A 21,030-nucleotide genomic window follows, 5' to 3' on the forward strand; every position below is an offset into this window, starting at 1 on the left:
CTCACGGGGTGCACGGCCGCGGCGCCCGCGCCGTCGCCGTCCCCCACGGCCGCGGCGACGCCCGTGCCCACGCCCACGCCGACCGGCCCGCCCCCCGCCGTCGTCGCGACCTCGCTCGGCGCGGAGCTCGCGCTCTACGCGGAGCCCGACGCGGCGGCGCCGTCGCGCACCCTGGTCTCGGCCGACGTCGTCTCCGTGCCCGAGGTCCCCCTCACCGCGCTGGTCGTGACGACCGACGGCGACTGGCTGGAGGTGCTGGTCCCCGCCGCGCCGGCGCAGGGCGGGACGCCCGCGGCGACGGCCTGGGTGCGCGCCGACGCCGTGACGCTCTCGTCCACGACGCTGCGGGTCGAGGTGCGGCTCGCCGAGCATCGCCTCCTGGTCGAGGACGCGGGGGAGGTCGTGCTCGACGTGGCCGTGGCCCTGGGCGGCGGCGGGGTCCCCGCACCGGGCAGGTACTCCGTCACCGAGCTGCTGCAGCCGCCGGCGGGGGGCGCCCTGCTCGGCGCCTACGCGTACGGGCTCTCGGGGCACCGGCCGGTGCTCGCCGCGTTCGCGGCCGGCGAGGTCCCGGTCGCGATCCACGGCGGCGCACCGCCGGAGGCCCTCGGCGGCGACGCCCCGACCGGGGGTGTCCGGCTCCAGGACCCCGACGTGGCACGCCTCGTGCAGGAGGTCGGGCTCCCGCTCGGCACACCCGTGGACGTCGTGGCCTGACGGCCGCCCGGCGCGCCACACTGCACGCATGACGCTCACGGTGCCCGGGTGGACGCACACCTACTCCGGCAAGGTCCGGGACCTCTACGTCCCGTCCGCGCCGCACCCCGACGGCGACGTCGTGCTCGTGGTCGCCAGCGACCGGATCAGCGCCTACGACCACGTCCTGGCCACTCCCGTCCCGGACAAGGGCGTCGTGCTCACGCAGCTGAGCCTGTGGTGGTTCGACCAGCTGGCCGACCTCGTGCCCAACCACGTGGTCTCGGGCACCGCCGAGCGTGACGGCGGGCGGGTGCCCGACGTCGTCGCCGGGCGGGCCATGGTCTGCCGCCGCCTCGACATGTTCCCCGTCGAGTGCGTGGCCCGCGGCTACCTGACGGGGTCCGGGCTCGCGGAGTACGTCGCGGGCGGGCAGGTGTGCGGTGTGCCGCTGCCGCCCGGGCTGCAGGACGGCTCGCGGCTGCCCGAGCCGATCTTCACGCCGGCGACGAAGGCCGCGCTGGGGGACCACGACGAGAACGTCAGCCTCGAGGTCGTCGCCGCACGGATCGGCGAGGCCGACGCCCACCTGCTGCGCGACCTCACCCTGGCGGTCTACGCCCGGGCCGAGGCCGTGGCGCGCGAGCGCGGCGTGCTCCTCGCCGACACCAAGCTCGAGCTCGGCCGCCCCGCGCAGGGCCCGCACGCGGGCGCCGTCGTGCTCGGGGACGAGGTGCTGACGCCCGACTCGTCGCGGTTCTGGCCGCTCGACACCTGGAGCCCGGGCCGCGCCCAGCCGAGCTTCGACAAGCAGTACGTGCGGGACTGGCTCACCTCGCCCGCGTCGGGCTGGGACCGCGCCTCCGACGCGCCACCGCCACCGCTGCCCGACGACGTCGTCGAGCGGACGCGCGCCAGATACCTCGAGGCCTACGAGCGACTGACGGGCAGCGCGCTGCCGCTCTGAAACGCCGCGACCCGGCTGTGAGCAGGCTCATACGCGTCCGGGGTGAGGGCAGGGTTATCTTCGTTAGGTAAGCCTATGCTTTACTGGCAGAGAGCGACGAGACGCGCATCACGTCGACCGCACGACCGCCCACCGCTCGACCGACCCGCAGCACTGCGAGGAGCCCGATGTCCGCGAGCACGCTCAACCGCGTGGAGCCCGCCTACCGGGCCTTCGAGGTCGAGGTCCTGCGCGCGCGCCGGCTCTCGCCGAGCTTCCTGCGGATGACCTTCACGGGCCCGGACCTGGACCTGTTCGCCGACGACGGCCTCGACCAGCGCATCAAGCTGGTCCTGCCGGCCGCGTGCGGCGCGCGGGTCGACGCCGCGCTCTTCACGAGCGACTCGTGGTTCGAGACGTGGCGCGCGATGCCCGACGACGAGCGGTACCCGCTGCGCACCTACACGGTGCGCGCGGTCCGGCAGGCGGAGCGCGAGGTCGACGTCGACGTCGTGCTGCACGGCGTCGCGCCCGGCGCGGTGACGACGCGCGGCTGCGGCCTGGCCGAGCTGCTGGGCTGCGCGTGCTCGTCGCAGGTGGGTCCCGCGGTGCGCTGGTGCGCCGCCGCCCGCTCCGGCGACCCGATCGTCCTCATCGGCCCCAACGCGCGCTTCGACGGCCGGACCGGCATCGAGTGGCAGCCGCCGGCCGACGCCGGCACCTTCCTGCTCGCCGGCGACGAGACCGCCGTCCCCGCGATCTGCTCGATCGTCGAGCAGCTGTCCGCGGACGCGCGCGGCCACGCCTTCCTCGAGGTACCCACCGCGCACGACGTGCTGGAGGTGCGCGCGCCCGCCGGCGTCGAGCTGCACTGGCTGCCCCGGTCGCGCCCGGCCACCGACTCGGACGTCCGCATCGACGCGCCCCACGGCAGCCTGCTGGACGCCGCGGTCCGCAGCACCGTGACCGCGGCCGTGGAGCGTCGCGCGGCCGCCGCCGTCCCGCTCGAGGACGTCGACGTGGACCACCAGATCATGTGGGAGGTGCCGGAGCAGCCGACCGCGGCCGACGGCGTCTACGCGTGGATCGCGGGGGAGGCGGGCGTCGTCAAGGAGCTGCGCCGCTTCCTCGTCCGCGACATCGGCCTCGACCGCCGCTCGGTGGCCTTCATGGGCTACTGGCGCCACGGTCGCGCCGAGGGCTGACGCCCCGCGACGACGTCGCCGGTCCGCCTGCCACCGGCGGCCCGAGCCACCCGCACCGCACGACACCCACAGCACCAGCACGTCCGCCGAATGGAGCACCCATGTCCCCCGCACGCCCCCGCACGCCGCGCCTCGCGCGCCGGCGCGCCGCCGCCCTCCTCGTCGCCGCGACGACCGCCCTCACGCTCGCCGCGTGCGGCGGCACCGCCGACGACGGCGACGAGGCCGGGGCCGCCACCTCGGAGGAGTCCTCCGCCTTCCCCGTGACCATCGAGCACGCGCTGGGCACGACGACGATCGAGGAGGAGCCCGAGCGCGTCGTGACGCTGGGCTGGGGGTCGCAGGACACGGCCCTCGCGCTCGGCGTCGTGCCCGTCGGCATCCCGGCCGACACCTGGGCCGGTGACCCGGAGACCGGGCTGCTGCCCTGGACCGCCGAGGCGATCGACGAGCTCGGCGGCGAGCTGCCCGAGACCTACGTCGACCTGCCCGAGGTCGACGTCGAGGAGATCGCGGCGCTCGAGCCGGACCTCATCCTGGCCACCTACTCGGGGATCTCCCCGGAGGTGTACGCGCAGCTCGAGCTCATCGCGCCGACCGTCGCCTACCCCGACCAGCCGTGGCTCGTGAGCTGGCAGGACCAGACGCTCATCAACGGCCGCGCCCTGGGCCAGGAGGCCGAGGCGGAGGAGCTCGTCGCCGAGATGGAGGCGCTCCTGGCGGAGACCGGCGCCGAGAACCCGTCGCTCGAGGGGCTGACCTTCGCGTACGTGTACGGCTCGCCGGACGGCACGCTGTCGGCCTACGTCGAGGGCGACCCGCGCGTCGAGCTCCTCACGGGGCTCGGCATGGAGCTGGCGCCGGGCGTGGCCGACCTGGAGGCGCCCGAGGGCACCTTCTTCGTCAACCTCGGCACCGAGAGCACCGACCTCCTCGCCGACGCCGACGTCCTGATCACGTGGTTCAACGACGAGCAGGAGCAGGCGTCGGTCGAGGCCCTGGGGACGTTCGCCTCCATCCCGGCCGTCCAGCGCGGCAGCTACCTGCCGCTGCTGGACCGCCAGCTCGGCATGGCGATGAGCACGACGACGGCGCTCGGCCTGCCCTGGGGCCTGTCGGAGTTCGTGCCCCAGCTGGTCGAGGCGGCCGACGCCGTCCCGGCGGACTGACCGCCGCGACCGGGCCAGACCGGCTCGCGTGAGCGCGTCCACGAGGAGGACCGCGGTGCTCGTCGGCACCGCGGTCCTCCTCGTCGTCGCGGTGGTGCTGAGCCTGGCCGTCGGTGCCCAGGGGATCGCGCCCGCCGACGTGTGGCGCCACCTCCTCGCCTCGGACGGCTCCAACGACGCCGCGATCGTGCACGAGGTGCGCCTCCCGCGCACGCTCCTCGGCGTCGCGGCGGGTGCGGCGCTCGGCCTCTCCGGCGCGCTGATGCAGTCGCTCAGCCGCAACCCGCTGGCGGACCCGGGGCTCCTGGGCGTCAACGCCGGGGCCGCCGCGGCCGTGGTGGCGGGGATCAGCCTGCTCGGCGTCACGACCGTGGGCGGGTACGTGTGGCTCGCCTTCGCCGGCGCTGGCGCCGCGACGGTCCTCGTGTACCTCGTCGGGTCGCGCAGCGGTGGCCCCGAGGCGGCCGGGACGCCGGTGCGGCTGACGCTGGCCGGCGCGGCCGTCTCCGCGGTGCTCATGGCGCTGGTGTGGGCCATGACCTTCCTGGACCGCGAGGCCCTCGACCTGTACCGCTTCTGGGCCGTCGGCAGCCTGTCGGGACGCGGTCTCGGGATCCTCGTCCAGGTGCTGCCGTTCCTGGCCGTGGGTCTGGTCGTCGGTCTCCTGCTCGCCGTCCCGCTCAACGCCATGGCGCTCGGTGAGGACGTGGGCCGGGCGCTCGGGCTCAGCCCGGGCGTGGTCCGCGCCGTCACCGGGGTCGTCGTGACGCTGCTGTGCGGCGCCGCGACGGCCGCGGTGGGGCCGCTCGTCTTCGTCGGGCTGGCCGTGCCGCACATCGTGCGCGGGCTCACCGGCCCCGACGACCGCTGGGTGCTGCCGCTCTCGGCGCTCGCGGCGCCCGTCCTGCTGCTGCTCGCGGACGTGCTCGGCCGCGTCCTGGCCGCGCCCGCCGAGATCCAGGTGGGCGTGGTGACGGCGTTCCTGGGCGCCCCGGCGCTCATCGCGCTCGCGGGCCGACGCCGGGTGACGGCGCTGTGACCGCCGTGGCCGCGGAGCGCGCGGCCGTCCCCTCGCGGGCGGGACGCGCGCTCGTGCTGCGGCTGGGCCCGCTGTCGCTGCGGTGGCGCGTGCGCACCCTGGTCGTCGGTGCGGGGCTCGTGCTCGCGATGCTCGCGCTCCTCGTGGTCGCCGTGTCCGTGGGGGCACGGTCGGTGGCGCCCGGGGAGGTCGTGCTCGCGCTGCTCGGCGTGGACACCGGCGGGTCGTCGTTCATCGTGCGCGAGCTGCGCCTGCCGCGCGCCCTGTGCGCGGTCGGCGTCGGCGCGGCGCTGGGCATGAGCGGCGCCCTGTTCCAGACGGTGGTGCGCAACCCGCTCGGCAGCCCCGAGCTCATCGGCTTCACGCAGGGCGCGTCGGCGGGCGCCGTCGCGGGCATCGTGCTCGCGGGGGCGACGGGGGCGGCCCTGGCCGGCTCCGCGCTCGCGGGCGGGTTCGTCGCGGCGGTCGTGGTCTACCTCGGGGCCTTCCGGCGCGGCCTGCTGGGCACGCGCCTGGTGCTCGTCGGCATCGGCGTCGGCGCGATGCTCAACGCCGTCACCTGGTGGCTGCTCACGCGCGCCGAGCTGACGCAGGCGCAGGTCGCCTCGGCGTGGCTCGTCGGGTCCCTCAACGCGCGGTCGTGGGACCACGTATGGCTGGTGGTGGTCGTGCTCGCGGTGCTCGCGCCCGCGTGCCTCGCGGTCGCGCCGTGGCTGCGCATGATCGACCTCGGCGAGGACGCCGCGTCGGCGCTGGGTGTGCCCGTGCGGCGGGCCCAGCTGGTGCTCGTGGTGCTCGGGGTCGCGCTGTGCGCGCTCGGGGTCGCCGTCGCCGGGCCGGTACCGTTCATCGCGCTCGTCGCACCGCAGGTCTCGCGCCGCCTCGTGCGGGGCACCGGCCTCGCGCTCGCGCCGTCCGCGCTCACCGGCGCCCTGCTGCTGCTCGCCGCCGACGTGGTCGCGCAGCACGCGCTGCCGGTGGCGATGCCGGTGGGGGTCGCGACGGGTGTCGTCGGTGGGGTCTACCTCGCCTGGGTCCTGAGCCGAGAGGGGCGTCGCCGATGACCGTCGACCCGTCCGCGCACGCCGGTGCGCCCGAGGGGCCGCAGGGCGCCGCGCCCGGGGGGCCGCAGGACGCCGCGCCCGCCGCCCGGCTGGTCGCGCGGGACGTCACGCTCGCGTACGAGCGCCGCGTCGTCGTCGACGGGCTCACCCTCGCCGTCCCGGACGGCTCCTTCACGGTCGTCATCGGGCCCAACGCGTGCGGCAAGTCCACGCTCCTGCGCGGCCTGGCGCGCCTGCTCGAGCCGCGCGGAGGCGCCGTCCTGCTCGACGGGCGGGCCGTGCACACCATGCCCACCAAGGAGGTCGCACGGCAGGTCGGCCTCCTGCCGCAGACCGCCGTCGCGCCCGAGGGCATCACGGTCGCCGACCTCGTCGCACGGGGCCGCTACCCCTACCAGGGGCTGCTGCGGCAGTGGTCGCGCGAGGACGAGGTGGCGGTGGCGCGCGCGATGGCGGCCACCCACGTGACCGACCTCGCCGACCGCGCGGTCGACGAGCTCTCGGGTGGCCAGCGCCAGCGTGTGTGGCTCGCGCTCGTGCTCGCGCAGGAGACGCCCGTACTGCTCCTCGACGAGCCCACGACGTTCCTGGACATCGCCCACCAGTACGAGGTCATGGACCTGTGCGCGAGCCTGCACGACACGGGCCGGACCCTCGTCGCCGTGCTCCACGACCTCAACCAGGCGTCGCGGTACGCGACCCACCTCGTGGTGATGAAGGACGGCGCCGTCGTCGCGCAGGGGGCGCCGCAGGACGTCGTGACGGCCGATCTGGTCGGGCACGTGTTCGGCCTTCCGTGCCGCGTGGTGCCGGACCCCGCCAGCGGCACACCGCTCGTGGTGCCCGAGGTGCGGCGGCGCTGACGCCCGCGCCGGGACGCCGTCGGACCCGGATTCGTATCGATTTTGGTCCCCGGACTGCGCGGCGGGGCGGGTTCTGGCACCATCTGGCACCACCGGACCGGTCGGCGTGGGCGCGCGCCCCCCGCGTGCCCACGTCGGCCCCCGAGCGAAGGAGACGCCGCGTGCGGAAGCAGCCCGACGGCGTCGTCGTCACCGCGCACGCGCCGGCGCCGAGCGGTCCGCGCGACGCGTCCGCGCGGTCCGGGCCCCGCACGCCGTCGCGGGGACGGGGCAGGCCGTGACGTCCGTGCTCCTGACCGCCGCGCGTGTGGTCCCGGTCCAGGGCGCCGCGGTGCCTGCGGAGCTGTGCGACGTGCTCGTGGTCGACGGGGTGGTGCGTGCCCTGGCTCCCGCCGTCACGGGCGCCGCCCTGCAGGAGGCGGACGAGGGACCGATCGAGACGGTCGACCTCGCCGGCCGCTGGCTCGTGCCCGGGCTGTGGGACGCGCACACGCACATGAACCAGTGGGCGCTCGCGCGGCAGCGGGTCGACGTGTCGGGGGCGACGTCGGCGGCCCACGCCGCGACGCTCGTCGCCGAGCGCCTGCGCCTCGCGCCGCCGCCCGCGGGCGTGCCGCTCGTGGGGTTCGGCTTCCGTGACGGCCTGTGGCCCGACGTGCCGACGTCGGCGGTCCTCGACGACGCCGCGGCGGGCGCCGGCGTCCCCGGTGCCGAGGTGGTGCTGGTCAGCGCGGACCTGCACTGCGGCTGGCTGGGCACGGCCGCCGCCGCGCGCCTGGGTGTCGCGGGACTGATCGGTGGGGACGGCACGGGGCTGCTGCGTGAGAACGCCTGGTTCCCGCTGCTCGACCGGCTCGCCGCGGCGCCCACCGACGTCGTCGACGCGTGGGTCGCCGACGCGGTGCGGGCCGCGGCCGAGCGCGGCGTCGTCGGCGTCGTGGACTTCGAGATGTCCGGCGCCGTGCCCGCCTGGGAGCGGCGGGCGGCCGCCGGGCGGCTCGGCCTTCGGGTGGTCGCGAGCGTCTGGGCGCAGGGGCTGGACGAGGCGGTCGCGCGCGGGCTGCCGACCGGTCGAGCGCTCACCGCCGACGGCCTCCTGACGATGGGCCCGCTCAAGGTCATCACGGACGGGTCGCTCAACACCCGCACCGCCTACTGCTTCGACCCGTACCCGGGGCTGGCCGGCCCGGAGGCGTTCGGCGTGCTGTCGGTGCCGCCCGGGGAGCTGCGGCCCCTCATGGCCCGCGCGACCGCCGCAGGACTCGGGTGCGCGATCCACGCGATCGGCGACCACGCCAACGCGCTCGCCCTCGACGCGTTCGAGGCCACGGGTGCGCGGGGCAGCATCGAGCACGCGCAGCTGGTCACCGCCGACGACGTCGACCGGCTCGTCCGGCTCGGCATCGTCGCGAGCGTCCAGCCCGAGCACGCGATGGACGACCGCGACGTCGCCGACCGGCACTGGGTCGGCCGCACCGACCGCGCCTTCCCGTTCGGTGCCCTGCACCGTGCGGGCGTGCGGCTGACCCTGGGGTCCGACGCGCCCGTGGCGCCGCTCGACCCGTGGCACGCGATCGGGGCCGCCGTCGACCGGGCGCGCGACGGGCGGGCGCCGTGGCACCCCGAGCACCGGCTCCCCGCGCACGTCGCGCTCGCCGCATCCGTGCGCTCCCGGGTCGCGCCCGGCGCGGTGGCGGACCTGGCGGTGCTCGAGGCGGACCCGCTCACGACGACGGGCTACGGCCTGCGCGCGATGCCGGTGGCCGGGACGCTGCTGGCCGGACGGTGGACCCACCGCCGCTTCTGACGGGTCCCGACCCCGACCCGGTGGGCGGGAGGGACGGTCCAGTGCCCGGGCGGAGGGCGGCGGCGCGCGGCCGGGGTGGGATCCTGGGCTGCCGCCGACCGGCGGTGATCGTCCGCTCACGACAGACCGGGGTGCCTCACATGCGAGCCGTCGTGTTCGAGCGCTTCGGGGGTCCGCTCGAGGTGCGGGACGTGCCGGAGCCCTCGTGCCCGCCGTCGGGCGCCGTCATCCGCGTCGAGGCGACGGGCGTGTGCCGCAGCGACTGGCACGGCTGGCAGGGGCACGACGACGGCATCGCGGTGCCGCACGTGCCCGGCCACGAGCTCGCGGGGACGGTGGTCCAGGTGGGCGCCGAGGTGCGGGCCTGGCGCGCCGGGGACCGGGTGACGGTGCCGTTCGTCTGCGCGTGCGGCGAGTGCGCGGTGTGCCGCGCGGGCGAGCAGCAGGTCTGCGAGCGGCAGACGCAGCCCGGGTTCACCCACTGGGGGTCGTTCGCCGAGCGGGTCGCGATCGACCACGCCGACGTCAACCTCGTCGCGCTCCCCGAGGGGATGAGCGCCGTCACGGCGGCGTCGTTGGGCTGCCGGTTCGCGACGGCGTACCGCGCGCTCACGGTGCACGGACGCGTCGCGGCCGGGCAGTGGGTCGCCGTGCACGGGTGCGGCGGTGTGGGGCTGTCCGCGGTGATGATCGCCGTGGCGGCCGGTGCGCGCGTCGTGGCCCTGGACGTCCGGGCCGAGGCGCGAACGGCGGCCGCGGCGCTCGGGGCCGAGGTGGTGCTGGACCCGCGGTCGGGTGGCGGGCGAGCGCGAGCTCACCGTGAGGCTCCGGGCGCCGGCGCCCCCGCGCCGACCACGGCCGACGCCCTGGGTGCGCTGGTGGCCGAGGTGACGGGCGGCGGCGCCCACGTGTCCGTCGAGGCGCTGGGTGACCCCGTGACCGCGGCCGGCTCGATCCTCGGCCTGCGCCGCCGGGGACGCCACGTCCAGGTCGGCCTCCTCCTCGCCGAGCACGCGCGCCCGCCGCTCCCGATGGACCGCGTCGTGGCCTGGGAGCTCGAGGTCTACGGCAGCCACGGCATGGCCGCGCACGAGTACCCCGCCATGCTCGCCGCCGTCGCCCGCGGTGACCTGGCGCCCGAGCGCCTCGTCGGCGACGTCATCGGGCTCGACGCCGCTGGCGCCGCGCTCGCGTCCATGGGCGACCCCGCGCCGCGCAGCGGCGCGGGCATGACCGTCGTCGTGCCGTAGCAGCGCGGCGCGCGGGGATGCGCCCGCGGAGGCGGCAAGATCGCCTCGTGCAGCAGAGTCCCTCGATCGACGGCCGCGCCGACACCGCGCACGGTGAGGTGCACCTCGAGGTGGCGCTCCCGGCGGCCACGTCCGACGTCTGGCGGGCGCTGACCGACGGCGAGCACACCGTGCGCTGGCTGGGACGCCTGGACGGCGTGGTCGCCGAGGGCGTCCGGTTCGATCTGTGGCACGACGAGCACGTCCGGTCGCGGCACGCCGTGCTGCAGTGGGAACCGCGCCGACTGCTGATCCTCACCTGGGACTTCCCCGAGGAGCGGCCGAGCCGGCTCACCGTCGCCCTGGACGAGGTGGCGCCGTCGAGCACGACCCTGACCCTGCACCACGAGGACCTGGACGACGCGGTGTCCTACGCCGCCGGCTGGCACCGGCACCTCGAGTACCTGCACGCCCACCTGGCGGGCGACGACCTCCCGTTCGACGACTTCTGGACCGGTTACGACGACCTGGTCGAGCACTACACGGACCGGCCCGATCGCCGGCCCCGCGCCTGATCCATCGGCGCCCGCGACGGCGGCCGGCCGCCTGGTGAACGCCCCCGACGTCGTGTCGGACGCCGCGGGTATCGTGGCCGTCGTCTCCCCTCGCACCAGACCCAGGAGCCCTTCTGTGGGACGAGTCGTCGTCGATGTGATGCCGAAGCCCGAGATCCTCGACCCGCAGGGCAAGGCCGTCGCCAACGCCCTGCCGCGGCTCGGGTTCCACGGGTTCACGAGCGTGCGCCAGGGCAAGCGGTTCGAGCTCGAGGTCGACGGCGAGGTCACCGAGGAGGTGCTCGAGGCCGTCCGTCGGGCCGCCGAGACCCTGCTGTCGAACCCCGTGATCGAGGACGTCGTGCGCGTCGCGGTCGCCGACGAGGTCGGCGCGTGAGCACCCCGACGATCGCGCGGCCGGCTGCCGACGCGCGCGTCGACGGCGCCCGCATCGGCGTCGTCACCTTCCCCGGGACGCTCGACGACCGCGACGCCGCGCGCGCCGTGCGCCTCGCGGGCGGCGAGCCGGTCGCGCTCTGGCACGCCGACGCCGACCTGCACGGGGTCGACGCCGTCGTCCTGCCGGGCGGCTTCTCCTACGGCGACTACCTGCGCGCCGGCGCCATCAGCAGCTTCGCGCCCGTGATGGGCACGCTCGTCGACGCCGCACGGGGCGGCCTGCCCGTGCTGGGCATCTGCAACGGCTTCCAGGTGCTCTGCGAGGCGCACCTGCTACCCGGCGCCATGATCAAGAACGACCACCGGACCTTCCTGTGCCGCGAGCAGGTGCTCGTCGTGGAGAACGCGACGACCGCCTGGACCGGCGACTTCGAGCAGGGCGAGAAGATCGTCATCCCGCTCAAGAACCAGGACGGCCAGTACGTGGCGTCCGAGCGTGACCTCGACGAGCTCGAGGCCGAGGGCCGCGTGGTGTTCCGCTACGACGGCTGGAACCCGAACGGCTCGCGGCGCGCCATCGCCGGCATCGCGAACGCCGCGGGCAACGTCGTGGGCCTCATGCCGCACCCCGAGCACGCCGTCGAGCCGGGCTTCGGCCCCGACAGCGCGGCCGGTCCGCGCCTGGGCACGGACGGCCTGCGGTTCTTCACGTCGGTCCTCGCCACGCTCGTCCGCTGATGCGCCCGACGGGCACGCGCGCGTGAGCGCCCCGTCACCCGCGTCGGGCGGCGCCGCCGCGACGCCGACCGTCGCGGTCGAGCGGGTGCCCTGGGACGACCCCGACGCCGCGCGCCTGCGCGAGGAGCAGCAGACCGAGCTCGCCGCCCGGTACGACGGCGTCGGCGACATCGAGCCCGTGCTGCCGCCGGACGAGATGCTCGCGACCGTCGTCGTCCGGCTCGACGGCGAGGTGGTCGGATGCGGCTCGCTGCGCGCCGCGTCCGGGTACGGCGACGGCTACGGCGAGCTCAAGCGCATGTTCGTGCGCCCCGCGGCACGCGGCAGGGGACTGTCCCGGGCGGTGCTCGCCGAGCTCGAGCGGCTCGCGGTCGAGCACGGCCTGCGGCGGCTCGTCCTCGAGACCGGCGTCCGCCAACCCGAGGCGATCGCCCTCTACCGCTCGACGGGCTACGAGCGCATCGACAACTACGGGCCCTACACCGACGAGCCGACGTCGGTCTGCTACGCGCGCTGGCTCACGCCGGAGCCCGAGCCGCGCTGAGCGCCGACGCCGCGCCGGGCGTCCGGCCTCAGCCGAGCGGGACCACCCGGCCCTCGAGGTGCTTGCGCGCCCTGCGGGCGTCCCACGCCACGAAGCCGTAGCCGTCGTCGTCGGGAGACACGCGGACCGAGGCCGTGCCCGGCAGCAGGACCGGCGCCGCGAACTCGACGTCCCAGCGGTACGCGTCGCCGCGCGCCGCCGGCCCGACGTCGGCCAGGGCCCGGGCGGCCGTGTACATGCCGTGCGCGATCGCCCGCGGGAACCCGAACGCCTTCGCCGCGAGCGCGGACGTGTGGATCGGGTTCCGGTCGCCCGAGACCTCGGCGTACTGCCGCCCCACGTCCGCGCCCAGGCGCCACTGCCCGGTGGGCGTCGGCGGGATCCAGGCGAAGCGCGGCTCCTTCTCGGGCCGCGCGGCGCCCGCGACGCGCACGCCGCGCGCGAGGTACGTCGACGTGCCGGACCACACGACGAGGCCGTCGACGCTGATCTCGCCGACCAGGTCGACGACGGTCCCGGCGTGGTGCGGCCGCAGGTCGCGCGCGCCCACCTGCACGTCGAGCGGCGCGTCGAGGCGCACGGGCCGGTGCTGCTCCACCCGGTTGGCCACGTGCACCATCCCGAGCAGCGGCAGCGGGAAGTCGCCGCGGATCATCAGTGCCGTCTGCAGCGGGAAGGCGAGCACGTGCAGGAACCCGGCCGGCAGGACGTCGCCCGCGGGCTCGCCCACGAGGTGCTGGTACGCGGTGAGCCGCTCGACGTCGGCCCGCACGTGGTGCACGCGCAGGTCGACGGCGGGCAGCTGCTCGGGTGCGACCGGGCGCCGCGGCGCCATCATCGCGACCGCCGACGTCGTGACGCCCTTGACGTACGTGCGCGCGAGCGGCGGCATGGTGCGCAGCTCGACGACCTGCCGGCCGGTCCTCATGCGCCGACCAGGCTCTGGCCGCACACGCGCAGCACCTGGCCGTTGACGCCCCCGGCCTGCGGCGACGCGAGGAACGCGATCGCCTCGGCGACGTCGACCGGCTGCCCGCCCTGCTGCAGCGAGGACAGGCGACGGGCGAACTCGCGCGTCGCGAACGGGATGCTCGCCGTCATGTCGGTCTCGATGAACCCCGGCGCGACGGCGTTCGCGGTCCCGCCCAGCGCCGCCAGGCGGGGCGCGAACGCGCGCACCATCCCGATGACGCCGGCCTTGGACGCGCCGTAGTTCGTCTGGCCGCGGTTGCCGGCGATGCCGCTCGTCGAGGCGAGCGCGATGATGCGCGGCGCGGCGCCCAGCGAGCCGGACCCCAGCAGCTCCTCGGTGATCCGCAGCGGCGCCGTGACGTTCACCGCGAGCACCGGGTCCCACTTCTCGGGCGTCATGTTGACCAGCAGCTTGTCGCGCAGCACGCCGGCGTTGTGCACGACGACGTCGAGGCGCCCGTGGCGGGCGCCGACGTGCGCGAGGATCCGCGCCGCGGCGTCGTCGGCGGTGACGTCGAGCTGGAGCGCGGTCCCGTGCACCTCGTTCGCGACGGCGGCGAGGGCCTCACCGGCCGCGGGCACGTCGACGACGACGAGCGTCGCGCCGTCGCGCGCCAGGGTGCGGGCGATCGCCGCGCCGATGCCGCGCGCGGCGCCGGTGACGACGGCGACCTGGCCCTCGAGCGGCTTGTCCCAGTCGGCCGGCAGCGCGCCGCCCGACGACGTGACGTGCAGCGGCTGCCCGTCGACGTACGCGGACCGGCCCGAGAGCAGGAAGCGCAGGGCGCCGACCGCGCTCGGCGCCGTGACGTCCACGCCCTCGGCCAGGACGATGCCGTTGCCGGTCGCGCCGCCGCGCAGCTCCTTGGCCAGCGAGCGCAGCATGCCGTCGACGCCCTGCCGGGCCGCGGCCACGGGTGCCGCGACGGCGCCGGGCTCGCCGGGCTCGCGGGAGACGACGACGACGCGGCCGCCCGGGGCGAGCCGCTTCACGGCGGGCGCGACGGACAGCATCGGCTGCGTGAGGTCGGCCGGCGCCGCGACGTGCGTCAGGACCAGGACGATCGCGCCGAAGCGGTCGGCGTCGCCCGTCGGGTGGCGGTGGACGTCGAGGTCCCACGCGAGCAGCTGCTCGGCGATCGCGTCGGCGTCCGCCTCGGCGCCCGCGTCCGGCACCACGAGCACGGGGCCGGGCACCAGCGGGGCCGCCGGGTCGTGGCGGCGCAGCACCGCGGGCCGGGGGAGGCCGAGCTGCTTGGCGATCTTCTTCGTGAGCCCGGAGTTGACCAGGCCCAGGTACGTGTCGGTCACGCTGCCTCCATGATCGCGACGACGGCCTGGCCACCCGCGGCGCAGACCGAGATGAGACCGCGGCTGCCCGGGCCCTTGGCGGCGAGCGCCTTGGCGAGCGTCGCGACGATGCGGCCGCCCGTGGCGGCGAACGGGTGCCCGGCGGCGAGCGACGAGCCGTGGACGTTGAGGCGGCTGCGGTCGATCGACCCCAGCGCACCCGGCAGCCCGAGGCGCTCGCGGCAGAACTCCTCGGACTCCCACGCGGCGAGGTTGCACAGCACGGTGGCCGCGAACGCCTCGTGGATCTCGTAGAAGTCGAAGTCCTGGAGGGTGAGCCCGTTGCGGGCCAGCAGGCGCGGCACGGCGTGCGCGCCCGCCATGAGCAGCCCGTCGCGGCCGTGCACGAAGTCCACGGCGCCCGGCTCGGCGTCGACGATCGACGCGAGCACGGGAAGACCGCGCTCGGCGGCCCACGCGTCGCTCGCGAGGAGCACCGTCGAGGCGCCGTCGGACAGCGGGGTGGAGTTGCCCGCGGTCATGGTCGGCGGGGTGTCCAGGGTCTTGCCGAAGACCGGCTTGAGGGCCCCGAGCTTCTCGAGCGAGGTGTCGGCGCGCAGGTTCGCGTCGCGCGTCAGGCCCCGGTAGGGCGTGAGCAGGTCGTCGAAGAACCCGGCGTCGTAGGCCGCCGCGAGGTTGTGGTGGCTCGCGAGCGCGAGCTCGTCCTGCGCCTCGCGGGTGATCTTCCAGGCGGCGGTGGTCAGGGCCTGGTGCTCACCCATGGACAGGCCGGTCCGCGGCTCGCCGGTGGTCGGCGCCGAGGGCGCCAGGTGCGCGGGGCGTAGCCGGGCGACGGCGGCCAGCCGCTGCTGCGGCGTCCGGGCCCGCGACAGGTCGAGCAGGATGCGGCGCAGCGGGTCGCTCACGACGATCGGCGCGTCCGACGTGGAGTCCACCCCGCCCGCGATGCCCGACTCGATCTGGCCGAGGCGGATCTTGTTGCTCAGCCCGACGACGGTCTCGAGGCCGGTCGCGCACGCCTGCTGCAGGTCGTAGGCGGGGGTCTCGGGTGAGAGCGGCGACCCGAGGACGGCCTCGCGCGCCAGGTTGAAGTCCTTGGAGTGCTTGAGGACGGCACCCGCCGCGACCTCGCCGATGCGCTCGTCGGCCAGGCCGAAGCGCGCGACGAGGCCGTCGAGCGCGGCCCCGAGCATGTCGAGGTTGCTCGCCCGGACGTAGGGGCCGCCCGAGCGGGCGAACGGGATGCGGTTGCCGCCCACGACCACCGCGCGGCGCGGGGCGCCTGCCGGGGTCTGCGGTGGCGTGGGTGCGGGGGTGGTGGGTGCCGCCATGGGGAACGGGGTCCTCTCGCGTCGTCGTCGAGCAGCGATGGTGGTGCACGCGCCTACCGGGACCACCGTCCCGGGTCTGCCGGGAGCGGTGCTGGTAGTGCCTGGGACCGACAGTACCTGATACCGTCGGTTTCGTGAGTCCGATCACACCGGCGACGTCGCCGGAGCCGCTGACCGACGCCGCGCCCGAGCGCGCCGTCGGCGGGCCGCCCGTGAGCGGGCAGCCGGACACCGAGGCGGCCGACGGCCGCTCGCGCCGCTGGGACGACCACCGCGCCGCGCGCCGCGCCGAGCTCGTGCGGGCCGCCCGTCGCGCCGTGCACCGCATTGGACCGGACGTCTCGATGGAGGAGATCGCGGCGGCCGCCGGGACGTCCAAGTCGATCGTCTACCGCTACTTCGTGGACAAGACCGGGCTCCAGGTCGCGGTCGGCGAGGCCGTCGTCGCGCAGATGCACGCGGCGCTCGACGAGGCGTCCAGCCGCGCCGCGACGCCGCGCGAGGGCCTGCGCTCGATGATCGACGTCTACCTCGCCATGGTCGAGACCTCGCCGAACGTCTACTGGTTCGTCACGCGCCCCGTCTCCGAGGACGCCTCGGCGCCCCTGGGCCACTTCCTCGAGGCCGTCGCGGCGCTCGTCGCGCGGCCGTTCGCCCGCGTGCTGACCGAGGACCGCGACGACGAGGACGGCGACGGGGCCGACGTCGGCGCCGCGCGCCAGGCCGACGTCTGGGCCGCCGGCGCCGTCGGCTTCGTCCGCGGCACGGGCGACTGGTGGCTCACGCACCGCGACGCACCGGGTGCGCCCACGCGCGAGGAGCTCGTCGAGCGCATCACGGCCTGGCTCTGGGCGGGCCCCGTGAGCGTCCTGGCCCGCACCCGCACGGCGCGCCCCGCCCACGACGACCCCGCTCACGACCCCGCCGACGACCCGACCACCGCCGAGAACCCGGCAGCCGCCGGCCTCAACGACGAGGAGCAGCCATGACCACCCTGAGCGAGAAGCGAGCGCGCGGAACGAGCGAGCCGCGCGTCGACGTCCCCGCGCTGGAGGAGGTGCTGCTCGGACGCTGGGCGCCGATCCGCCGCGCGGCGCGCGAGCTCCTCAAGGACCCGCGCTTCCACCGCGTCGAGGGTCAGTCGACGGACGTGCACCGCGAGCGCGTGCTCGAGCAGCTGCGCATCCTCGCGACCGAGGGCGACGTGCTCCGCTCCTTCCCGACCGAGCTGGGCGGGGCCGACGACCACGGCGGCAGCCTCGCGCGGTTCGAGGAGGTCATCACGGCGGACCCGTCGCTGCAGATCAAGGCGGGGGTCCAGTGGGGCCTGTTCGCGTCGGCGATCCTGCACCTGGGCACCGAGGAGCACCACGCGCGCCTGCTGCCGGGCGCCATGTCCGTCGACGTCCCCGGTGCCTTCGCGATGACGGAGACCGGCCACGGCTCCGACGTCGCGAGCATCGGCACGACGGCGACCTACGACCCGCAGACGCAGGAGTTCGACCTGCACACGCCCTTCCGGGCCGCGTGGAAGGACTACCTCGGCAACGCCGCGGTGCACGGCACGGCCGCCGTCGTCTTCGCGCAGCTGGTGACGGCGGCGCCCGGCGGGCCGAAGGTCAACCACGGCGTGCACGCGTTCTACGTGCCCCTGCGCGACCCGGAGACGCTGGAGTTCCTGCCGGGCATCGGGGGCGAGGACGACGGCCTCAAGGGCGGGCTCAACGGCATCGACAACGGCCGCCTGCACTTCACCCACGTGCGCGTCCCGCGGGCGAACCTGCTCAACCGCTACGGCGACGTCGCGGCCGACGGCACGTACTCCTCGCCGATCCCGAGCCCGGGCCGCCGCTTCTTCACCATGCTCGGCACGCTCGTGCAGGGCCGCGTCTCCCTCGACGGCGCCGCCGTGAACGTCGGCAAGCTCGCGATGATCATCGCGGTGACCTACGCCAACCAGCGCCGCCAGTTCGCCGGACCGCAGTCGAACGAGGAGGTCGTGCTCCTCGACTACGCGGAGCACCAGCGGCGCCTGCTCCCGCTGCTGGCGCAGACCTACGCGGGCGCCTTCGCGCACGAGCGGCTGCTGGAGACGTTCGACGCCGTGTTCTCCGGCGCGAGCGACACGGACGAGGACCGCGAGAACCTCGAGACCATCGCGGCGACCCTCAAGCCGGCGTCGACCTGGCACGCCCTGGCCGCGCTCCAGGGGGCGCGCGAGGCGTGCGGGGGCGCGGGCTTCCTCACGGAGAACCGGCTCACGTCGCTGCGCGCCGACCTCGACGTCTACGTGACCTTCGAGGGCGACAACACCGTGCTGCTCCAGCTCGTGGCCAAGCGCCTGCTCGCCGACCACGCCAAGGAGTTCAAGGACATCGACGCGGGCGGCGTCGCGCGCTACGTCGCCGGCCGCGCCGCCGACGTCGCGCTGCACCGCACGCCGCTGCTGCGGGTGGTGCAGACGCTGTCCGACGGCGGCGACGCGCGTCGCTCGGCGGGCCAGCTGCGGGAGACGAGCACCCAGCGCGAGCTGCTCACCGACCGCGTCGAGACGATGGTCGCGGAGGTGGCCGAGGCGCTGCGACCCGCGATGAAGGCGCCCCGCGAGGAGGCCTCGCGCCGCTTCAACGAGCACCAGCACGCGCTCATCGAGTGCGCGCGGGCGCACGCCGACCTGCTCCAGTGGGAGGCGTTCACCGCGGGCCTGGAGAAGGTCCAGGACCCGGGCACGCGGCAGGTCCTGACGTGGCTGCGCGACCTGTTCGGCCTCGTGACGATCGAGCGCAACCTGGCCTGGTACCTCATCCACGGCCGGCTCTCCGCGGGCCGTGCGCGGACCGTGACGTCCTACGTCGACCGCCTGCTGACGCGCCTGCGCCCGCACGCGCAGGACCTGGTCGACGCCTTCGGCTACGGCCCCGAGCACGTGCGTGCCGCGATCGCGAGCGGCGCCGAGGGCCAGCGGCAGGACGAGGCGCGGGACTACTACCGGCGCCTGCGGGCCACGGGGGACCTGCCCATCCCGGAGAAGTCGGTCGCCAAGAACGGCGTCCGGCCCGCGACGACGGGGCCGTCCTCGGCCGTGCCGGCGCCCCCGGTCGCCCCCTCGGCGCCGAGCCCGGTCTGACGGCGCCCGCGAGCCGCGACGCGTCGCCGGCCTCGCCGGCCTCGCCCGCCGAGCACGTCCGTCCCACGCGAGCGCGTCCTGTGCGGCGGACGTGCTCGGTGGGAACGGACGTGCTCGGCGGGTCGTCGCGTGAGGGACGGGGCCCAGGCGGGCGGGTCAGCGCAGGTGGGCGAGCACGGCCGCGGCGACGTCGTCCGGGCGGTGCTCGGGGAGCCAGTGGTCGGCGTCGAGCTCGACGTGGCGGTACGGGCCGGTGACGTAGCGGCCGGTCGCCCGCACGGAGTCGGGGGCGAAGAACGGGTCCCGGCGGCCCGAGACGTAGGTGGTCGGCACGGGCGTGGGGCCGGAGCCGCGGCTCTTGGCTGCGCCCTTGCCTCGGCTGCGGCTCACGGGCAGCGCGCGGTACCAGCCCAGCGCCGCGGTGAGGGCGCCGGGCTCGCTCATGCGGGTGGCGTAGTGGTCCACCAGGTGCGGCTCCAGCCCCGATCCGGCGAGGAAGCGCCGCAGCAGCGCGGCGTCGCGGCGCAGGAGCAGGGCCTCCGGGACCTTCGGGGCCTGGAACCAGAGCATGTACGACGAGCGCCGGACCTGGTCCCCGCGGCCGGCGGCCATCGCCGCGGGATGCGGTGTCGAGAGCACGGTCAGCGACGCCGTCCGCTCCGGGTGGCGCCCGGCGAGCGACCACGCGACGGCGCCGCCCCAGTCGTGCCCGACGACGTGGGCGCGCTCCACGCCGGCCGCGTCGAGCAGCGCGACGACGTCCGCCACGAGCTCACGGACCGCGTACGCGCGCCGGCCGGCGGGACGGGCGCCGGGCGAGTAGCCACGCTGGTCCGGCGCGAGGACGCGGAGTCCCGCACCGGTCAGCAGCGGCACGACGGCGTCGTACGCCGACGCGTCCTGCGGGAAGCCGTGGAGCAGCACGGCGGTGCCCGTGGGCGCCGACCCCGCGGCACCGTGCGGTGCGCCGGCCGGTGCGTGGTCGTGCACGTCGAAGGTCAGGCCGTCGCGCCGGAAGGTGTCCACCGGGGCAGCACACCACGGCCGGCCCGCCGGCGCCCGGGGACCACCGCGACGGCCCGCGGTCCGCGCTCAGGGGCGGTGCCAGGTGCCCGTCGCCGCGGCCGCCCGCACGTACTCAGAGACGTCGTGCGGCGCTCGTCCGAGTGCCTCGTGCACGCCGTGCGCGAGCGACGCGTTGCGACCGTCGAGCACCTCGGTGACCAGGTAGGTCATCAGCTCGACGAGCCCGTCGCCGTAGGGGCGCAGGTCCGCCTGCAGCTCGGCGAGGGTCGAGCGGCGGAAGCGGACCGGCTGGCCGACGCCCCGCGTGATCTCGGCCGCGAGGTCGTCGAACGTGAGCAGGCGCGGACCCGTCACCTCGTAGGTCCGCCCAGCGTGACCCTCCTGCGTGAGCGCCGCGACGACGACGTCGGCGACGTCCTCGAGGTCGACCCACGGCTCGCGGACGTCCCCCACGGGCAGAGCGAGCTCACCCGCGGCGACGGCCTCGGCGAAGAACCCCTCGCTCAGGTTCTGCAGGAACCAGGCGCTGCGCACGACCGTCCACGCGAGGCCGTCGCGCTGCACGACGCGCTCGGCGCGCTGCGCCTCGACCTCGCCGCGCCCTGAGAGCAGGACGACGCGGCGGACGCCCGCACGCTGCGCCTCGTCGACGACGGCCTCGAGGGTCTGCGTGGCGCCCGGGACGGCGAGGTCGGGCACGTAGCAGAGGTAGGCGGCGTCGATGCCGTCGAGCGCGGCGGGCCAGGTGGACGGGTCGTGCCAGTCGAAGGCGGGCGAGGTCGAGCGGGACGCCGCACGGACCGGGACGCCCAGGCGTTCCAGGCGGGCGACGACGCGGCGGCCGGTCTTGCCGGACCCGGCGGTGACGAGCGTGGTGCCGGCCGCGGGGCGGGTCGGTGCGTCGGCGGTGGACGGTCGGGTGGTCGGCGGCTCGGGACGGGCGGCCGTGGGCTGTGTGGTCATGACCCCAGCCAAGCCCGAGTCCGCTGGACGATCCATCGCGGAAAGGC

20 protein-coding genes are annotated in these 21,030 nt (G+C 76.1%); 15 read left to right on the top strand and 5 right to left on the bottom strand.

Going from position 1 to position 21,030, the window contains the following annotated elements; genetic code table 11:
- Positions 1–63: 63 nt before the first annotated feature.
- The 13 genes from H2O74_RS01590 (at position 64) to H2O74_RS01650 (ending at position 12,253) form a co-directional block, all read left to right on the top strand.
- A complete protein-coding gene (locus H2O74_RS01590; RefSeq protein WP_182112829.1) occupies positions 64–717 on the top strand; it encodes a L,D-transpeptidase in 654 nt (217 codons plus the stop codon).
- A gap of 28 nt (positions 718–745) precedes the next feature.
- A complete protein-coding gene (locus H2O74_RS01595; RefSeq protein WP_182112830.1) occupies positions 746–1,663 on the top strand; it encodes a phosphoribosylaminoimidazolesuccinocarboxamide synthase in 918 nt (305 codons plus the stop codon).
- A 167-nt stretch (positions 1,664–1,830) separates the two neighbouring features.
- Positions 1,831–2,847: a siderophore-interacting protein gene (locus H2O74_RS01600; RefSeq protein ID WP_182112831.1), complete on the top strand. Its 1,017-nt coding sequence runs from the start codon at positions 1,831–1,833 to the stop codon at positions 2,845–2,847.
- Between the two features lie 101 nt (positions 2,848–2,948).
- Positions 2,949–4,016: an iron-siderophore ABC transporter substrate-binding protein gene (locus H2O74_RS01605; protein ID WP_182112832.1), complete on the top strand. Its 1,068-nt coding sequence runs from the start codon at positions 2,949–2,951 to the stop codon at positions 4,014–4,016.
- 55 nt (positions 4,017–4,071) lie between these two features.
- Positions 4,072–5,055, top strand: a complete 984-nt coding sequence (locus H2O74_RS01610) for an iron ABC transporter permease (protein ID WP_220458000.1) — start codon at positions 4,072–4,074, stop codon at positions 5,053–5,055.
- Positions 5,052–6,119 carry an iron chelate uptake ABC transporter family permease subunit gene (locus tag H2O74_RS01615; RefSeq protein WP_255491719.1) on the top strand — a complete coding sequence of 356 codons (1,068 nt, stop codon included), beginning with the start codon at positions 5,052–5,054 and terminating at the stop codon, positions 6,117–6,119. Before H2O74_RS01610 ends, H2O74_RS01615 begins: the two co-directional genes overlap by 4 nt.
- Positions 6,116–6,982, top strand: coding sequence for an ABC transporter ATP-binding protein (locus tag H2O74_RS01620; RefSeq protein ID WP_182112834.1), 867 nt, complete (start codon positions 6,116–6,118; stop codon positions 6,980–6,982). The genes H2O74_RS01615 and H2O74_RS01620 overlap by 4 nt, the downstream gene beginning before the upstream one ends.
- Positions 6,983–7,259: 277 nt before the next feature.
- Entirely contained in the window at positions 7,260–8,789 is a 1,530-nt protein-coding gene (locus H2O74_RS01625) for an amidohydrolase (protein WP_370525795.1), read from the top strand.
- A 140-nt stretch (positions 8,790–8,929) separates the two neighbouring features.
- Entirely contained in the window at positions 8,930–10,039 is a 1,110-nt protein-coding gene (locus H2O74_RS01630; RefSeq protein ID WP_182112835.1) for an alcohol dehydrogenase catalytic domain-containing protein, read from the top strand.
- Positions 10,040–10,086: 47 nt separating this feature from the next.
- Positions 10,087–10,593 (top strand): SRPBCC domain-containing protein, encoded by a 507-nt coding sequence (locus tag H2O74_RS01635; RefSeq protein ID WP_255491720.1) that lies wholly within the window; start codon positions 10,087–10,089, stop codon positions 10,591–10,593.
- A gap of 115 nt (positions 10,594–10,708) precedes the next feature.
- Positions 10,709–10,969 carry a phosphoribosylformylglycinamidine synthase subunit PurS gene (gene purS / locus H2O74_RS01640; protein ID WP_182112837.1) on the top strand — a complete coding sequence of 87 codons (261 nt, stop codon included), beginning with the start codon at positions 10,709–10,711 and terminating at the stop codon, positions 10,967–10,969.
- Positions 10,966–11,709: a phosphoribosylformylglycinamidine synthase subunit PurQ gene (gene purQ, locus H2O74_RS01645; protein ID WP_255491721.1), complete on the top strand. Its 744-nt coding sequence runs from the start codon at positions 10,966–10,968 to the stop codon at positions 11,707–11,709. Before purS ends, purQ begins: the two co-directional genes overlap by 4 nt.
- 22 nt (positions 11,710–11,731) lie before the next feature.
- A complete protein-coding gene (locus tag H2O74_RS01650) occupies positions 11,732–12,253 on the top strand; it encodes a GNAT family N-acetyltransferase (RefSeq protein ID WP_182112838.1) in 522 nt (173 codons plus the stop codon).
- 28 nt (positions 12,254–12,281) lie between these two features.
- On the opposite strand, the gene H2O74_RS01655 is transcribed toward H2O74_RS01650, so the two are convergent.
- The 3 genes from H2O74_RS01655 to H2O74_RS01665 are packed head-to-tail and all read right to left on the bottom strand — an operon-like array spanning position 12,282 to position 15,867.
- Positions 12,282–13,181: a MaoC/PaaZ C-terminal domain-containing protein gene (locus H2O74_RS01655; protein WP_182112839.1), complete on the bottom strand. Its 900-nt coding sequence runs from the start codon at positions 13,179–13,181 to the stop codon at positions 12,282–12,284.
- Positions 13,178–14,536: a 3-oxoacyl-ACP reductase gene (locus H2O74_RS01660; protein ID WP_182112840.1), complete on the bottom strand. Its 1,359-nt coding sequence runs from the start codon at positions 14,534–14,536 to the stop codon at positions 13,178–13,180. The genes H2O74_RS01655 and H2O74_RS01660 overlap by 4 nt, the downstream gene beginning before the upstream one ends.
- Complete coding sequence (locus tag H2O74_RS01665) at positions 14,533–15,867, bottom strand: acetyl-CoA C-acetyltransferase (protein ID WP_182112841.1); 1,335 nt, start codon at positions 15,865–15,867, stop codon at positions 14,533–14,535. Before H2O74_RS01665 ends, H2O74_RS01660 begins: the two co-directional genes overlap by 4 nt.
- 134 nt (positions 15,868–16,001) lie before the next feature.
- Between H2O74_RS01665 and H2O74_RS01670 the strand changes: the two genes are divergently transcribed.
- Both H2O74_RS01670 and H2O74_RS01675 read left to right on the top strand, forming a co-directional pair.
- Positions 16,002–16,856, top strand: coding sequence for a TetR family transcriptional regulator (locus tag H2O74_RS01670; RefSeq protein ID WP_309232668.1), 855 nt, complete (start codon positions 16,002–16,004; stop codon positions 16,854–16,856).
- The gene (locus H2O74_RS01675; protein WP_182112842.1) at positions 16,853–18,994 is read left to right on the top strand and encodes an acyl-CoA dehydrogenase; all 2,142 of its coding nucleotides are present in this window, start codon (positions 16,853–16,855) and stop codon (positions 18,992–18,994) included. Before H2O74_RS01670 ends, H2O74_RS01675 begins: the two co-directional genes overlap by 4 nt.
- 156 nt (positions 18,995–19,150) lie before the next feature.
- Here the strand turns inward: H2O74_RS01675 and H2O74_RS01680 are convergent, their stop codons facing one another.
- Together H2O74_RS01680 and H2O74_RS01685 are read right to left on the bottom strand one after the other, a co-directional pair.
- Entirely contained in the window at positions 19,151–20,020 is an 870-nt protein-coding gene (locus tag H2O74_RS01680) for an alpha/beta fold hydrolase (protein WP_182112843.1), read from the bottom strand.
- 66 nt (positions 20,021–20,086) lie between these two features.
- Positions 20,087–20,983, bottom strand: a complete 897-nt coding sequence (locus H2O74_RS01685) for an SDR family oxidoreductase (RefSeq protein ID WP_182112844.1) — start codon at positions 20,981–20,983, stop codon at positions 20,087–20,089.
- Between the last annotated feature and the right edge of the window lie 47 nt (positions 20,984–21,030).

The sequence above is a fragment of the Actinotalea sp. JY-7876 genome (assembly GCF_014042015.1).
Classification (GTDB): Bacteria; Actinomycetota; Actinomycetes; order Actinomycetales; family Cellulomonadaceae; genus Actinotalea.

What these genes read in the sequence shown, in the direction of transcription:
- H2O74_RS01595 (WP_182112830.1), top strand. Translation starts at nt 746, where the DNA reads ATGACGCTCACGGTGCCCGGGTGGACGCACACCTACTCCGGCAAGGTC.
- H2O74_RS01600 (WP_182112831.1), top strand. Translation starts at nt 1,831, where the DNA reads ATGTCCGCGAGCACGCTCAACCGCGTGGAGCCCGCCTACCGGGCCTTC.
- H2O74_RS01605 (WP_182112832.1), top strand. Translation starts at nt 2,949, where the DNA reads ATGTCCCCCGCACGCCCCCGCACGCCGCGCCTCGCGCGCCGGCGCGCC.
- H2O74_RS01620 (WP_182112834.1), top strand. Translation starts at nt 6,116, where the DNA reads ATGACCGTCGACCCGTCCGCGCACGCCGGTGCGCCCGAGGGGCCGCAG.
- H2O74_RS01630 (WP_182112835.1), top strand. Translation starts at nt 8,930, where the DNA reads ATGCGAGCCGTCGTGTTCGAGCGCTTCGGGGGTCCGCTCGAGGTGCGG.
- H2O74_RS01655 (WP_182112839.1), bottom strand. Translation starts at nt 13,181, where the DNA reads ATGAGGACCGGCCGGCAGGTCGTCGAGCTGCGCACCATGCCGCCGCTC.
- H2O74_RS01665 (WP_182112841.1), bottom strand. Translation starts at nt 15,867, where the DNA reads ATGGCGGCACCCACCACCCCCGCACCCACGCCACCGCAGACCCCGGCA.
- H2O74_RS01675 (WP_182112842.1), top strand. Translation starts at nt 16,853, where the DNA reads ATGACCACCCTGAGCGAGAAGCGAGCGCGCGGAACGAGCGAGCCGCGC.
- H2O74_RS01685 (WP_182112844.1), bottom strand. Translation starts at nt 20,983, where the DNA reads ATGACCACACAGCCCACGGCCGCCCGTCCCGAGCCGCCGACCACCCGA.